Below are 15,246 nucleotides of genomic sequence, written 5' to 3'. Positions count from 1 at the left end.
CTTCAGAGCTCCGTCCGCAGCAGGCGCAGGTATACGAGCGAGAACAGCGAGCCGACCAGGAGCAGCAGCAGGGCGACGGCGGTGCCGTAGCCGATCATGCTGTTCTGGAAGGCCTGTTCGTACATGAAGAGGGGGAGGGTCTGGCTCCTGTTGCCCGGGCCGCCTCTCGTCATCACCCAGATCAGGCCGAAGACGGACAGGGTCTGCAGGGTGTTCAGCATCAGGTTGGTGCCGATGGAGCGGCGGATCATCGGAAGGGTGATGTGCCACATCCGGCGCCAGCCGCCCGCGCCGTCCACCTCCGCCGCCTCGGTGATCTCCTTGGGGATCTCGTTCAGCGCCGCCGAATAGACCAACATCGAGAAGGCCGTACCGCGCCACACGTTGGCGAAGGACACGGCCAGGATCGGGAGGGTGAACAGCCAGTCCTGGGACGGGAGATGGAGCCACTCCAGGATGGCGTTCAGGGTGCCTTCGCGGCGGAAGAAGGCGTAGAGGAGGAAGCCGGCGACGACCTCCGGCAGGACCCATGCGGTGATGACAATGCCGCCTGTCAGCGTGCGGACCGGCTTCGACGCGCGCCGCATGAGCGCCGCCAGCGCCAGGCCGATGGTGTTCTGGCCGAGCAGCGACGACACGACCGTGAACACCACCGTCAGCCATACCGCGTTGCGGAACTCCGCGTCCTTGAAGGCCTTGCGGAAGTTGGCGAGGCCGACGAAGGACGAGTGGGCCTGTCCGGTGAGCTGGAGGTCGGTGAAGGCGATGTAGGCGCAGTAGGCGATGGGGCCGGCCAGGAAGAGCAACAGGAGGGCGACGGCGGGGGAGAGGGGGAGGAGGCGGGTGAGGGTGCGGGGGAGCCTTCGGCGGGGCCTTTGCCCGGGCGAAGCGGGCGGGCGCGAGGGCGACTTGGCCGCCTTCGCGCCCGCCGCGTGCGGTGCTGGGGCGGCGGTCATGCCTGGTCGCCGCCGTTCACTTGTTGACGACCTGGTTGTCGGTGTCGTCCTTGAGCGCGGTGTCATAGCCGCTCGCCGCCTTGTCGACGGACATGTCGCCCGTCGTCACGCCCTCCATCGCCTCCTGGATGGCGGTGGAGACCTTGGGATACGCCGGGTAGGCCGGGCGGTAGTGGGTGCTCGACACCAGATCTGTGAAGAACTTGATGCCGGGCTGGGCGGTCGCGTACGACGGGTCGCTCGCGACGTCCTTCCGTACCGCGATACCGGAGTTGGCGATGTACCACTTCTCGGCGTTCGCCTTCGTCTGCATCAGCTTGATGAAGTCGAAGGCCAGGTCGGAGTTGCCCGCCTTGGACGGGATCGCCCAGGTCCAGCCGCCGGACATGCTCACCTTGCCGGGGGCCTGGCCGTGCTGGGTCGGCATGGAGGCCAGCCCCAACTCGCTAGACCACTGCGGCCATTCGTGGCCACTGCCCTTCAGCCAGGCCTGCGGCAGCCATGAGCCGTCGAGGGCGATGCCCAGCTTGCCCTTCGGCAGCAGATCGCCGGCCACGATGGTCTGGATGTTGGGGTCGAGGGCGTCCGACACGTCCGGGCCGAGCTTCTCCTTGTAGACCGTCTCGACGAACTGGAGCGCGTCCTTGAAGCCCTGGCTCCCGGCGATCCACTTCTTCGACGACTTGTCGTACAGGGGGTCCGTGCTGCTGTCGGTCGTGCCGTAGAGCAGCATCTCGAAGGTCTGCATGGTGGAGGCCTCACCGGCGGGTTTGCCGGTGTACACGTTGATCGGGGTGACCCCCGGGACCTTCTTCTTGATCGTGCGGGCCGCGGCAAGGACGTCGTCCCAGGTCTTCGGCTGCCAGTTCGCGGGCAGACCGGCCTTCTTGAAGATGCCCTTGTCGAACCAGAGCCCGCGGGTGTCGGTGCCGTCCGGGACGCCGTACGTCTTGCCGTCCTCGCCCTGGGCCGCGCTCTTCGCGGTGCCGATGAACTGGTTCCAGTCCGGCCACTTGTCGAGATACGGGTCCAGGGGCTTCAAGTACCCGCTGGTGATGTCCGAGTTGATGAGGAACGTGTCCTCGTAGACCAGGTCGGGGGCGGTCCTGGGGGAGCGGAGCATCTGCTGGAGCTTGGTGTAGTACTCCGAGTCCGGGGCCTTGATCGGGACGAGTTCGACCTTCTTGCCGGGGTACTTCTTCTCGAACTGCTTCTTGATGTCCGCGAGGAAGCCGTCCATCACCTTGATGGAGTTGTCCGTGGACTGTTTGAAGGAGACCTTGAGGGTGTTCGGGTCGCTGCCGGAGCCACTGCCACACGCCGTGAGGGCGCCTGCGGCAAGGGTGAGGGCAACGAGGGCGGTGAGTGGGGCAGTTGAGCGGGGGCGAGCGGCGGTGGGGCGCACGGGCACGACCTCCTACGGGCCTACGACGTTGTCGGCCGAGATGGCTGCCCGGTGAACGTAGGAGGAATGGTCTAGTCAGGTCAATGAGTGTGCAGCAGCTACTGCTTCGTGACCCACCGATACTGCAACTCCGGCCGCCCCACGGTCCCGTACTGCGGATTCCGCGCCGCCCGCCCCGCATCCACCAGATGCTCCAGATAGCGCCGGGCCGTGATCCGAGAGATCCCCACGGCTTCCGCCAGCCCCGCCGCGGTCAGACCCTCCCCGCAGTCCCGCAGCGCCACGGTCACCCGCTCCAGCGTCGGCGCGCTCAGCCCCTTGGGCAGCGCCGCGGGCGAAGGCGCCCGCAGTGAAGCCAGTGCCCGGTCCACCTCGTCCTGGCCGCTCGCCTCGCCCACCGCCGCATGGAACTCCGCGTATCTGACCAGCCGGTCCCGCAGGGTCGCGAAGGTGAACGGCTTCAGCACGTACTGGACGACCCCCAGCGAGACGCCCTCCCGCACCACGGTCAGATCCCGCGCCGACGTCACCGCGATCACGTCCGCGTGGTGCCCGGCCGCCCGCAGCGACCGCGCGAACTGCAGGCCGTGCACATCCGGCAGATGCAGGTCCAGCAACAGCAGATCCACCGGCGTACGGTCCAGCAGCCGTCGCGCCTCCGCGCCCGTGTGCGCCTTGCCGACGGCCACGAAGCCCGGCACCCGGCCGACGTACATGACATGCGCGTCGGCGGCCACCGGGTCGTCCTCCACGACCAGGACGCGGATGGGCTGCTGGGTCGTCATACGTCACCTCTCACCGCGGTGCGCCCGGTCACGTCGGCAGGACCGACGGCCGTACCCAGAGGCAGCCGTACCTCGAACACCGCACCGCCCTCCTGACCCTCCGCCACCGTCAACGTGCCCTCCTGCCGGGTGACCGCCTGCCGTGCCAGTGCCAGCCCCAGACCGCGCCCGCCCGGACCGGCCGGCTTCGTCGAGAACCCCCGTTGGAATACCAGCTCGGCATGGGCGGGATCCACCCCCGTACCGGTGTCCGCGACCCGCATCACCAGCTCGGTGCCCTCCGCGTACGCCGTCACCGTCACCCGGGCGCCGATACTGCCCTGGGCCGCGTCCACCGCGTTGTCGATCAGATTGCCGAGGATCGTCACCAGGTCGCGGGCCGGGAGGGTCTCCGGGAGCAGGCCGTCGTCCAGGCGGCTGTCCTGCGACACCACCAGCTCCACGCCCCGCTCATTGGCCTGCGCGGTCTTGCCGAGCAGCAGGGCCGCCAGCACGGGTTCGCTCACCGCCGCCACCACCTGGTCGGTCAGCGCCTGGGCCAGCTCCAGTTCGGCCGTAGCGAAGTCCACGGCCTCCTCGGCCCGGCCGAGCTCGATCAGCGACACCACCGTGTGCAGGCGGTTCGCCGCCTCGTGCGCCTGGGACCGCAGAGCCTGCGTGAAGCCGCGCTCGGAGTCCAACTCGCCCATCAGGGACTGGAGTTCGGTCACATCGCGGAGCGTGGCCACGGTGCCGCGCCGCTCACCGCCCGACACCGGGGACGTGTTGACGACGAGGACGCGGTCCGCGGTGAGATGCACCTCGTCCACCCGGGGCTCCGACGCCAGCAGCGCCCCCGTCAGCGGGCCGGGCAGCCCCAGGTCCGCCACCGACTTCCCGACCACGTCCTCCTCGGGGCCGACGCCGAGCAGCTCCCGGCCGCCGTCGTTGATCAGAGCCACCCTGTACTGCCCGTCCAGCATCAGCAGCCCCTCCCGCACCGCGTGCAGTGCGGCCTGGTGGTAGTCGTGCATATGGCTGAGCTCGGCCGCGTTCATGCCATGGGTGTGCCGGCGCAGCCTGGCATTGACGACGTAGGTGCCGATGGCGCCGAGGCCGAGCGCACCGGCCGCGACGCCGATCAGGGCCGTCAGCTGGTCCTGCACCCGCTGGCTGATCGCCTCCACCTTGATGCCGGCGCTGACCAGGCCGATGACCCGGTTGCCGTTCCACACCGGCGTCACGGCACGCCAGGACGCGCCGAGCGTGCCCGTGTACGTCTCGGTGAAGGTGTGGCCGTGCTGGGCGGGAGCGATGTGGCCGAGGAAACGCTTGCCGATCTGCGTCCGGTCCGGGTGGGTCCAGCGGATGCCCTCGGGGTTCATGATCGTGATGAAGTCGACCCCGGTGTCCCGCTGGACCTGCAGCGTGTACGCCTCCAGCCGGGCCGTCGGATCCGCCGTACCGATCGCCTCCCGCACGGAGGGCGAGTCCGCGACGGAGCGGGCCACCGCCGTGGCCTGGCGGCGCGCGGCATCCTCGGCCTGGCGCTGGTCGCTGACGTATGTGAACAGCGCATATCCGGCGACGACGACCGCTATCAGCACGGCCTGCATGGCGAAGAGCTGGCCTGCCAGGCTGCGGGGTCGCGGGACGGGGATGCGCATGTCGTCAGTGTGCCTCGCCGGTTAAGCGTGAACTAAATGAACGGAAGGGTGACCGCCCTCACAGGGTCGGACATAGTCACGGCATTCCCCATAACCCCCGGATGCGAGCCGCACTCCGGGTTCCGCCGGTCGTGAGCCGCACGCCGGATGATGCCGACGACGTCGTCAAGGAGGGCAGCCGTGGCCGCCACAGCCCCTACGGCACCTGCCGCACCCGCCGCCAAGCGGGACCGCACCCACTATCTCTACCTCGCCGTGATCGCCGCGGTGGCGCTCGGTATCGCCGTGGGCCTGATCTGGCCGGACGCGGGCGTCCAGCTCAAGCCGCTCGGTACGGGCTTTGTGAACCTGATCAAGATGATGATCTCGCCGATCATCTTCTGCACGATCGTGATCGGCATCGGTTCCGTGCGGAAGGCCGCCAAGGTCGGCGCCGTCGGCGGCATCGCGCTCGGCTACTTCGTGGCGATGTCGCTGGTGGCGCTGACCATCGGCCTGGTCGTCGGCAACATCCTGCACCCGGGCGACGGGCTGCACATCACCGACGCGATCAAGGCCACCGGGCACGACCAGGTGGACAGTGAGGCGCTGCCGCCGGTCGACTTCGTGCTGTCGATCATCCCGACGACCTTCATCTCGGCCTTCACCCAGCAGCAGGTGCTGCAGACCCTGCTGGTCGCCCTGCTCACCGGCTTCGCCCTGCAGGCCATGGGCTCGGCCGGACAGCCGATCCTGCGCGGTGTGGAGCACCTCCAGAAGCTCGTCTTCCGCATCCTCGGCATGGTGATGTGGGCCGCCCCCGTCGGTGCCTTCGGTGCAATCGCCGCCGTCACCGGGTCTGCGGGTCTCGGCGCGCTGAAGCAGCTGGCCATCCTGATGCTCGGCTTCTACGTCACCTGCTTCCTCTTCGTCTTCATCGTGCTCGGTGCCCTGCTGCGGATCGTCGCCGGGCTCAACATCTTCACGCTCTTCAAGTACCTGGGCCGTGAGTTCCTGCTGATCCTGTCGACCTCCTCCTCCGAGTCCGCGCTGCCGCGGCTGATCGCGAAGATGGAGCACCTCGGTGTCAGCAAGTCGGTGGTCGGCATCACCGTCCCGACCGGGTACTCCTTCAACCTCGACGGCACCATGATCTACATGACCATGGCCTCGCTGTTCATCGCCGACGCCATGGGTACGCCGATGGCGATCGGCGAGCAGATCCCGCTGCTGCTCTTCCTGCTGCTCGCCTCCAAGGGCGCGGCGGGCGTCAGCGGCGCCGGCCTCGCGACCCTGGCCGGCGGTCTGCAGTCGCACAAGCCCGCCCTGGTGGACGGTGTCGGCCTGATCGTCGGCATCGACCGCTTCATGAGCGAGGCCCGCGCCCTGACGAACTTCGCGGGCAACTCGGTGGCCACCGTCCTGATCGGCACTTGGACCAAGGAGATCGACAAGGACCGCGTCAACCGGGTCCTCGCGGGTGAGCTGCCCTTCGACGAGACGACCCTGCTGGACGAGGACGTACAGCCCCTCGCCGAGGTGCCCGAGCAGGGCGGCGAGAAGGAACTGGCGAAGGCGTAGTCCGCCACCAAACCGCCGGGCGGCTGGGTGTCCCCCCGTCGCTCAGCCGCCCGGCCTCTCCGTCGATCCTCACCCACCTCTTACCTTCGTCAGCTAGCCTGCCGCGCCGGTCGTGTACCGGCGCGGCACGTTCTTTTGGCAGGAGGCACGGGGGATGAAGATCGACTGGGATCGGCGCACGTGTGCCCGCAAGGGGCACGTCACCTATGCGCCGGACGACCCCCGCCTGCGCGCGCGGTTGCACGCCGAGACCGCCCTCGGGGACGTCTGGCGCTGTCTGCGCTGCGGCGACTTCGTACTGGGCGAGCCGCACGGCTCCGGACCGGCGGACCACGCGCCGCTCGTGCCGCGCGGCAAGGTCCTGCGCGACCTGTTCATCCTGCGCTTCCTGGCCATCGAGCGGGCCGTGCGCGGCGTGTTCATCGTGCTGGTGGCGCTGGCCGTGTGGAAGTTCAGCAACAGCCAGGACTCGGTGCGCCGGCTCTTCGACGAGTACCTCGACGTCTTCCGGCCCGTCTTCCGGCACTTCCACTACGACCTCGACCACTCGCCGATCGTCGGCACGATACAGAAGACCTTCGGCTACAAGCACTCGACTCTGTTGCTGGTGGCCGCACTTCTGCTGGCGTACGCCCTGATCGAGCTCGTCGAGGCGGTCGGCCTCTGGTACGCCAAGCGCTGGGCGGAGTACCTCACGGTGGTCGCCACCGCCGCCTTCCTCCCTCTGGAGATCTACGAACTCACCGAGCACATCAGCTGGTTGAAGATCGGCACGCTGGTCCTCAACATCCTCGCCGTCCTCTACATCGCCCTCGCCAAGCGGCTGTTCGGGCTCCGGGGCGGCCGTAAGGCGTTCGAGGAGGAGCGGGAGAGCGCGTCGCTGCTGGAGGTCGAGGAGTCCGCCGGGGTGCCGGCACACACCGCCCGGGCCCTCTGAGCCGTTCGGGGAGACCTGCCCCAAATCCTTTGACCCGTGCGCCCGTTCGCCCCCAGGCTGGAGAGCCTCGGGGTGCGCGGTCGACCACACGGAGGCGGACATGGGGGAGCCCGACGGGCTGGAGATCCTCAGCACGGACGAGTACAAGAGGCGCTACGGCGCGGAGCGCGAGCCCTCTCCGCTCTCGCTGGAGCGGGTCAACGAGCTGTTCCACGAGTTCCTGATGGCGGTCGCCCGCCCCAAGCGCACCGACGCCGACGGCAGCCGCGACCTCGCCAAGCGGCTGCGCGAGCACCTGGGGTCGGCGCCGACGGACCGCCCGGTGGTCAAGGCCGCGTACGCGCCGTTCGACCTGCCCAACGTCCATCTCGCCCTGGAGCGCTGGTTCGCGGCCGACGGCCGTTCCTACGAGCTGGTCGGCATGCGCGGCGCCCAGCACCACGGCGAGCTCACCCTCGGCGACATCATCGAGGCCGCCGACCGCTACGACCGTTTCGTGATCGGCGCCGTCGACTACGCCCATATGCCGGTCTCGCCCGACGAGGAGCTGGCCTGTGTCTCCTGCGGGTTCTACCTGGGCGCGGACGGCGACGAACGCTTCGCCGTCCTGCTGCGCGGCCCGCAGGACGAGTACGGACGCAACAAGGTGGAGATCGAAGTCCTCGCCGGGGACAAGGAGTTCGCGGACCGCCTGCTCGCCGAGCTCGACTCCCTCGTGCGCGAGCACAACGTCTTCCGCGGGCAGGTCCTCTCCTTCGAGGGCTCCCAGTTCGGCCACGGCCTCGGCCCGTTCCGCTTCCACCGCCGCCCCGGCCTCACCCGGGACGACATCGTGCTCCCGGCCGGACTCCTGGAGCGCGTGGAACGCCAGGTCGTGGGGGTGGCCCGGCGCCGCGAACAGCTGCGCGCCGCGGGCCAGCACCTGCGCCGCGGCCTCCTCCTCTACGGGCCTCCCGGCACCGGCAAGACCCACACGATCCGCTATCTCCTCTCCCACCTCCCGCAGTTCACGGCGGTGATCCTGTCCGGCGAGAGCATCGAGGCCATCGGCCCGGCCTGCGCCCTGGCCCGTATGCTCCAGCCCGCGCTCGTCGTCCTCGAGGACTGCGACCTGATCGCCGAGGCCCGCGACTACGGCGGCGGCGAACAGCCCCTGCTCTTCCAGGTGCTGAACGAGATGGACGGCCTCGGCGACGACGCCGACGTCGCCTTCCTCCTCACCACCAACCGCGCCGACCTGCTGGAACCGGCCCTCGTCCAGCGCCCCGGCCGCGTCGACCTGGCCGTCGAGATCCCGCTGCCGGACGCGGAGGGCCGCCGCGCCCTCCTCGACCTGTACGGTGCCGCACTCGGCCTCGACCAGGACATCGCCGACGAGGTGGTGACCCGCACGGAGGGCACGACCGCCTCCTTCACCAAGGAGCTCGTACGACGGTCGGTGCTCATCGCGGCGGAACGCGAGTCGCCGCGCACCGAACCGGCCGACGTCCGCGAGGCCCTCGACGAGCTCCTGTCCGACCGCGACCGGCTCACGCGCCGGCTGCTGGGGGTGCGGGACGGGAGCGAGGACGAGGAATGGCTCTCGGCCCAGGACGAGGACGACGAGGACGACGACGCCGACGTGCGGGGCCATGGCGGACCGCCTTCAGGGGAGTGGCTGCTCGGCCCGCGCCCCGGCCGGTCTCCCCGCTGACGGGTGGCCGTCCGGACGCGGGACTCCTCAGCCGGCCGGCGCGACCGCGTAGGCGCTCCGCTGGATGTGCCGCGATGTGCCGATTTTCGTCTGCGGCACCATCGTGGCTGGTCGCGCAGTTCCCCGCGCCCCTTTGGGGGGCGCTGCCGGCCGCTTGGCCCCGAAGCGCACCTCGCCCTCGCTCCTCGACGGCCCGTCCAGGGAGCTGCGGGAGATGCCGCCCAGCGGGTTCCAGGGCAGGAACGCGAGCCCCAGATCGGCGCACAGCTGCAACTCGGCCTCGCTGTCCCGTACAGCGGGCGAGTACTGGTTCTGTACGGAGACCAGGCGGTCGCCGAGGATCCGGTGGCCCTTCGTGGCCACCAGCACGTCGGCCGTGTTGCCGCCGTAGGTGGCGAGGGCCCGGGCGGCGAGGTTTCATCCGGGTCGGCCCGCACGGCGGCTACAACCTGAAACATCCCCGCACCCTGGAGCTGATCGACCGCCCGGAGATCACCGAGGTGCACCACGGGAGGAGATCCTCGAAGAGGTCTCCACCCTGGGCCGCACGACGACCTCGATCGTGCTCACCTCTCCGGTGGAGCGGAAACCGCTGTTGCCCTGACGTCGGCGTCAAGTCGTACGGTCGTACGCATGCGAATCGGCGAGCTGGCCGAACGGGCCGGGACCACGACGCGGACGCTCAGGTACTACGAGTCGCGCGGGCTGCTGCCCGCGCGGCGCGACGAGCTCGGACACCGGGCGTACGACGAGAGCGACCTGAAGCTGCTCCGGCAGATCCGGACGCTGCAGGACTTCGGGTTCGAGCTGGAGGAGACGCGGCCGTTCGTGGAGTGCCTGCGGGCCGGGCACCCGGAGGGTGACTCCTGCCCGGCCTCGCTCGCGGTCTACCGGCGCAAGCTGGACGAACTCGATGCGCTGATCGGTGAGCTGCAGGCCGTGCGGGCGACGATCGCCGTGCGGCTGGCGTCGGCCGACGAACCGCCGTTGTGCGAACTGGGAGGGCAGGAACTGTGATCGATGTGACGGACGTGACGGACGTGACGGACGAGGATTTCGCGGCGGAGGTGATCCGATCCGAGCTGCCCGTGCTGGTGGAGTTCACGGCGGACTGGTGCCCGCCGTGCCGGCAGATGGGGCCGGTGCTCCGTGCCCTCGCCGCGGAGGAGGGCGAGCGGCTCAAGGTGGTCCAGCTGGACGTGGACACCAATCCGGAGACGACGAACGCCTACAAGGTGCTGTCGATGCCGACGTTCATGGTGTTCCGGGGCGGTGAGCCCGTGAAGTCGATGGTGGGGGCCCGGCCCAAGCGGCGGCTGCTGGCGGAGCTGGCGGACGTCCTCTGAGTTCACGCGGCACAGAGCTCACGCAGTACATAAGAAATCCCCCGAGCAATTGCGCTCGGGGGATTTCTCTGTGTAAGTTTAATGATTCGCGACTTCAAGGGGATTGAGTCGCAAAGAAGTTCAACTGGCGTCATTGTATCTGCCCGGGAGTGGAATTGTCAAACAGCGATGAAATTCGCAGGGAACAGGAATTCATCGACGCTCTGTACGCGCGCGTGGACGCCCTGCGCGGGCACACCGAGGCCGGCGTCAACGATGCGCTCGCGCAGGGCAACACACCCATGCAGGCGCGGCTGGAGCGGGACATCCTGGTCGCCGAGCGGTCCGGGCTGCTGGCGGCGCTGAACGCCGTCGACGGTTCGCTGTGCTTCGGCCGGATCGACCTCACGTCGGAGACGAAGCACCACATCGGCCGTATCGGGCTGCGCACGGACGACGCCGAGCGCACGCCGATCCTGATCGACTGGCGTGCCGACGTCGCCCGTCCCTTCTACCTGGCCACCGGCCACACCCCGATGGGCCTGCGCCGGCGCCGGCATCTCACCACCGAGGGGCGCCGGGTCACCGCCCTGCACGACGAGATCCTCGACCTGGGGGACCAGGAGCGGACCGGCCACGAGGACCCGACCGGCGACGCCGTGCTGCTGGCCGCGCTCAACTCCGCGCGCACCGGCCGTATGAACGACATCGTGCAGACCATCCAGGCCGAGCAGGACGAGATCATCCGGGCGCCGTACCGGGGTGTGCTGGTGGTCGAGGGCGGTCCGGGCACCGGCAAGACCGCCGTCGCCCTGCACCGGGCCGCGTATCTGCTGTACGAGCACCGGGAGTTGCTCGCCAAGCGGGCCGTCCTCATCGTCGGCCCCAACCCCGCCTTCCTCGGCTACATCGGCGAGGTGCTGCCCTCGCTCGGCGAGACGGGCGTGCTGCTCGCCACGGTCGGGGAGCTGTTCCCCGGTGTGAAGGCGACGGCGAGCGACACGCGTGCGGCGGCCGCGGTGAAGGGCCGCGCCGACATGGCGGAGGTGCTCGCCGAGGTCGTACGCGACTGGCAGGCGCTGCCCGACCCGGTGATCGCCATCGAGCACGACCGGGAGATCCTGATGCTCGACGACGGACTGGTGAGGGTCGCCCGCGAGCGCACTCGCGAAGCCAACCTGCCGCACAACGTGGCCCGTGAGCACTTCGAGGGGCACATCCTCAACACGCTCACCGAGCTGTACGCCGAGCGGGTCGGGACCGACCCCTTCGACGGCAGTAGTCTGCTGGACCCGAGCGACATCACGCAGATCCGTGACGAGATCGCCGAGAACCCCGAAGTCTGGGCCGCCATCGACCAGTTGTGGCCGCGGCTGACCCCGCAGCGCCTGGTGGCGGACTTCCTCGCCGATCCGGTCGGCTATCTCCCCGACGAGGACGCGGCCGCGATCCGCCGGCCGGTGACGCGGGCGTGGACGGTGGCCGACGTACCGCTGCTGGACGAGGCCGCCGAACTGCTGGGCGTGGACGAACGGGTGGCGCGGGCGCTGGCCGAGCGGGAGCGGGAGACGCAGGTCGCGTATGCGCAGGGCGTGCTGGACGTCTCGTACGCCTCGCGTACGTACGAGTTCGAGGACAAGGACGCGGAGGACTCCGAGGTCCTGTCCGCGCACGACATCATCGACGCCGAACGGTTCGCCGAGCGGCACGAGGAGGACGACCACCGCAGCGCCGCGGAGCGGGCGGCGGCCGACCGGACCTGGGCGTTCGGGCACATCATCGTGGACGAGGCGCAGGAGCTGTCGCCGATGGCCTGGCGGCTGCTGATGCGGCGCAGTCCGACGCGGTCGATGACGCTGGTGGGGGATCCTGCGCAGACCGCGGAGGCGGCGGGGGTGGGGTCCTGGGCGGGGATCCTCGATCCGTATGTGGGGGATCGGTGGGAGCATGCCCGGCTGGGTGTCAACTACCGGACTCCGGCCGAGATCATGGAGGTTGCGGCGGCTGTGGTGCGGGCCGAGCAGCCGGGCTTTGAGCCGCCCAGTTCGGTGCGGTCCACTGGGGTACGGCCGTGGGTGCGGGCTGTGGATGATCTGCCGGATGCCGTGGCCAAGGCGGTGGAGGAGTTGACGCCTGCGGAGGGGCGGGTCGCGGTGATTGCGCCTCGGCATCTGCATCGGAGGCTGGCTGCGCGGCTGGACGGGGTGACTGCGGGGGGTGAGCCCGATCTGACGCGGGGGGTTGTGCTGCTTGATCCTCGGCAGGCGAAGGGGCTGGAGTTCGACTCTGTGCTGGTTGTCGAGCCGGGGCTGTACGGGACCAGTGACCTGTATGTCGCGCTGACTCGGGCTACGCAGCGGCTGGGGGTGTTGCACAGCCGGGCGCTGCCGAGGGCGCTGGCCGACGCGTTCGTGTGAGCAGCGGGTTTCGCCGGAGGGGCTGAAAATCAGCCCCTCCGGCGTTTGAGGAGCAAAAACTAGGCCGGGCGCAGCCACACCGTCGCCAGTGGGGGCAGCGTCAGCCTGATGCTTGCCGGGCGGCCGTGGTGGCCCTGGGGTTCCGGCTTGATGACGTCCGGGTTGGTGACGTCGCTGCCGCCGTACTTCGCGATATCGGTGTTCAGGGACTCGTGCCAGGCGGGGACGTCGTCGGGGACGCCCAGACGGTAGTCGTGGCGGACCACGGGGGAGAGGTTGGAGACCGCCAGGAGCGGGGTGCCGTCGGCGGCGAGGCGCAGGAACGCGAAGACGTTCTCCTCCGCCGCGTCGCCGACGATCCACTGGAAGCCGGACGGGTCGGTGTCCCGCTGCCACAGGGCGGGGGTGTGGCGGTAGACGATGTTGAGGTCGCGGACCAGGTCGCGGACCCCGCGGTGGTCGGGTTCCGCGCCGTACGCCGGGTCCAGGAGCCACCAGTCGGGGCCGTGCGCCTCCGACCACTCCGCGCCCTGCGCGAACTCCTGGCCCATGAAGAGGAGTTGCTTGCCCGGGTGGGCCCACATGAAGCCCAGGTAGGCGCGCAGGTTGGCGCGCTGCTGCCACCAGTCTCCCGGCATCTTCGACACCAGGGAGCCCTTGCCGTGCACCACCTCGTCGTGCGAGATGGGCAGCACGTAGTTCTCGCTGTACGCGTACACCATCGAGAACGTCATCTCGTTGTGGTGGTACTTGCGGTGCACCGGCTCATGGCTCATGTAGTCGAGGGAGTCGTGCATCCAGCCCATGTTCCACTTGAGGCCGAAGCCGAGGCCTCCGAAGCCGCCGGGACCCCGGTGGTGCGTGGCCCGCGTGACGCCGTCCCAGGCCGTCGACTCCTCGGCGATCGTGACCACGCCCGGCACCCGCCGGTACAGCGTCGCGTTCATCTCCTGCAGAAACGCCACCGCGTCCAGGTTCTCCCGGCCGCCGTGCTCGTTCGGGACCCACTGGCCGGGCTCGCGCGAGTAGTCGAGGTAGAGCATGGAGGCGACCGCGTCGACGCGCAGACCGTCGACATGGAACTCCTCGCACCAGTAAATCGCGTTCGCCACCAGGAAGTTGCGTACCTCGCGGCGGCCGTAGTCGAACTCCAGCGTGCCCCAGTCGGGGTGCGCGGCGCGGAGCGGGTCCTCGTGCTCGTACAGGGTGCGGCCGTCGAATTCCGCAAGCGCCCAGTCGTCCCGCGGGAAGTGCGCCGGTACCCAGTCCATCAGGACGCCGATGCCCGCCTGGTGCAGCGCGTCGACCAGGTACTTGAAGTCGTCGGGGGTGCCTAGGCGGGCCGTTGGGGCGTAGAAGCCGGTGACCTGGTAGCCCCAGGAGCCGCCGAAGGGGTGCTCCGCGATCGGCATCAGTTCGACGTGGGTGAAGCCGAGGTCCTTGACGTATGCGGGGAGCTGGTCGGCCAGTTGACGGTACGTCAGACCAGGGCGCCAGGACGGCAGATGGACTTCGTAGACGGAGAACGGCGCCTCGTGCGCGGGGGCGTCGGCACGCTGCTCCAGCCATGCCGCGTCGTGCCACTCGTGGTGCGAGGCGGTGACGACGGACGACGTGTTCGGCGGGGCCTCCGTGCGGCGGGCCAGCGGGTCGGCGCGCAGGGTCTTCGAACCGTCCGGCCGGGTGATCTCGAACTTGTACAGCTCGCCCTCGCCGATCCCGGGCGCGAACAGCTCCCAGACGCCGGAGGAGCCGAGCGAGCGCATCGGATGGCCGGTGCCGTCCCAGAAGTTGAAGGTGCCGGCCACATGCACACCGCGTGCGTTCGGCGCCCACACGGAGAAGCGGGTGCCGGCCACGCCCTGGTGGGTCATCGGATGCGCGCCGAGCACCTGCCACAGATACTCGTGCCGGCCCTCGCCGATCAGGTGCAGATCGAGCTCGCCCAGCGTGGGCAGGAAGCGGTACGCGTCCTCGGCCTCCTGGACCGTCCCCTCGTACCGCACGAGGAGCCGGTACTCGGGGACTTCGGTCAGGGACAGCAGGGCGGAGAAGAACCCGTCCCCGTCGTCGTGCAGCTCGGCCTGCAGACCGGCGGCGACGACGGTCACGGACAGCGCGTACGGCCGGAAGACCCGGAAGGCGACCCCGCCGGGGACCGGGTGGGCGCCCAGCACCGTGTGCGGATCGTGATGGGTACCGGCGAGCAGCCGCTCACGGTCGCTCGCGGGCACCTCCGGCGGTGCGGCGGGGGCCAGGGCGGTGACGGTGATCTTCTTTGCGGCGGTGACGGTCTTTTTGGCAGTGGCTTTCTTGGCAGCGGTCTTCTTGGTGGCGGTCTTCTTGGCCGTGCTCTTCTTTGCGGTGGCCTTCTTTGCGGTGGTCTTCGCCGCCGCCTTCTTCACCGACTTCTTGGGCTCGGTCGCCTTCTCCGCGGCCTTCGCGGCCTTCTTCTTCGGATCCGAACCGCTGGGCGTGGGGCGGGGGGTCACGGGCGGCGCCTCCTCGGCGAAGGTGAGGTC

The 15,246-nt window shown here is 69.6% G+C and carries 11 protein-coding genes and 1 pseudogene; 6 read left to right on the top strand and 6 right to left on the bottom strand.

Annotated features, from left to right (window positions below; all coding sequences use genetic code 11):
• Nucleotides 1-2: 2 nt before the first annotated feature.
• From P2Q00_RS41360 to P2Q00_RS41345, 4 genes are all read right to left on the bottom strand, one after another.
• A complete protein-coding gene (locus P2Q00_RS41360) occupies nt 3-956 on the bottom strand; it encodes a carbohydrate ABC transporter permease (protein WP_275779804.1) in 954 nt (317 codons plus the stop codon).
• A gap of 16 nt (nt 957-972) precedes the next feature.
• Nucleotides 973-2,367 (bottom strand): extracellular solute-binding protein, encoded by a 1,395-nt coding sequence (locus tag P2Q00_RS41355; protein WP_275779803.1) that lies wholly within the window; start codon nt 2,365-2,367, stop codon nt 973-975.
• 92 nt (nt 2,368-2,459) lie between these two features.
• Entirely contained in the window at nt 2,460-3,146 is a 687-nt protein-coding gene (locus P2Q00_RS41350) for a response regulator (protein ID WP_275779802.1), read from the bottom strand.
• Nucleotides 3,143-4,792: an ATP-binding protein gene (locus P2Q00_RS41345; RefSeq protein ID WP_275779801.1), complete on the bottom strand. Its 1,650-nt coding sequence runs from the start codon at nt 4,790-4,792 to the stop codon at nt 3,143-3,145. Before P2Q00_RS41345 ends, P2Q00_RS41350 begins: the two co-directional genes overlap by 4 nt.
• A 150-nt stretch (nt 4,793-4,942) precedes the next feature.
• On the opposite strand from P2Q00_RS41345, the gene P2Q00_RS41340 reads away from it, so the two are divergent.
• The 3 genes from P2Q00_RS41340 to P2Q00_RS41330 all read left to right on the top strand — a co-directional run bounded on the left by P2Q00_RS41340 (nt 4,943) and on the right by P2Q00_RS41330 (nt 8,982).
• Nucleotides 4,943-6,352 (top strand): cation:dicarboxylate symporter family transporter, encoded by a 1,410-nt coding sequence (locus P2Q00_RS41340; protein ID WP_425579607.1) that lies wholly within the window; start codon nt 4,943-4,945, stop codon nt 6,350-6,352.
• A gap of 154 nt (nt 6,353-6,506) precedes the next feature.
• Nucleotides 6,507-7,289, top strand: a complete 783-nt coding sequence (locus P2Q00_RS41335) for a DUF2127 domain-containing protein (RefSeq protein WP_275779799.1) — start codon at nt 6,507-6,509, stop codon at nt 7,287-7,289.
• Nucleotides 7,290-7,389: 100 nt separating this feature from the next.
• Nucleotides 7,390-8,982, top strand: a complete 1,593-nt coding sequence (locus P2Q00_RS41330; RefSeq protein WP_275779798.1) for an AAA family ATPase — start codon at nt 7,390-7,392, stop codon at nt 8,980-8,982.
• Between the two features lie 200 nt (nt 8,983-9,182).
• Here P2Q00_RS41330 and P2Q00_RS41325 read toward each other — a convergent pair.
• Nucleotides 9,183-9,330 (bottom strand): annotated as a pseudogene (locus P2Q00_RS41325) (aldo/keto reductase); the annotation flags it as partial.
• A gap of 285 nt (nt 9,331-9,615) precedes the next feature.
• On the opposite strand from P2Q00_RS41325, the gene P2Q00_RS41320 reads away from it, so the two are divergent.
• From P2Q00_RS41320 to P2Q00_RS41310, 3 genes are all read left to right on the top strand, one after another.
• Nucleotides 9,616-9,999: a MerR family transcriptional regulator gene (locus P2Q00_RS41320; RefSeq protein ID WP_275779797.1), complete on the top strand. Its 384-nt coding sequence runs from the start codon at nt 9,616-9,618 to the stop codon at nt 9,997-9,999.
• Nucleotides 10,000-10,013: 14 nt separating this feature from the next.
• Nucleotides 10,014-10,328 (top strand): thioredoxin family protein, encoded by a 315-nt coding sequence (locus tag P2Q00_RS41315; RefSeq protein ID WP_275779842.1) that lies wholly within the window; start codon nt 10,014-10,016, stop codon nt 10,326-10,328.
• Nucleotides 10,329-10,501: 173 nt separating this feature from the next.
• Nucleotides 10,502-12,724, top strand: a complete 2,223-nt coding sequence (locus tag P2Q00_RS41310) for a HelD family protein (RefSeq protein ID WP_275779840.1) — start codon at nt 10,502-10,504, stop codon at nt 12,722-12,724.
• Nucleotides 12,725-12,783: 59 nt separating this feature from the next.
• On the opposite strand, the gene glgB is transcribed toward P2Q00_RS41310, so the two are convergent.
• Nucleotides 12,784-15,216: a 1,4-alpha-glucan branching enzyme gene (gene glgB, locus P2Q00_RS41305; protein WP_275779796.1), complete on the bottom strand. Its 2,433-nt coding sequence runs from the start codon at nt 15,214-15,216 to the stop codon at nt 12,784-12,786.
• Nucleotides 15,217-15,246: the final 30 nt, after the last annotated feature.

Origin of the sequence: Streptomyces coacervatus (genome assembly GCF_029223485.1) — a bacterium.
Taxonomy (GTDB): domain Bacteria; phylum Actinomycetota; class Actinomycetes; order Streptomycetales; family Streptomycetaceae; genus Streptomyces; species Streptomyces coacervatus.
Note: the sequence above shows the minus strand (reverse complement) of the source record. Positions and strands in the feature narration are given on the sequence as shown.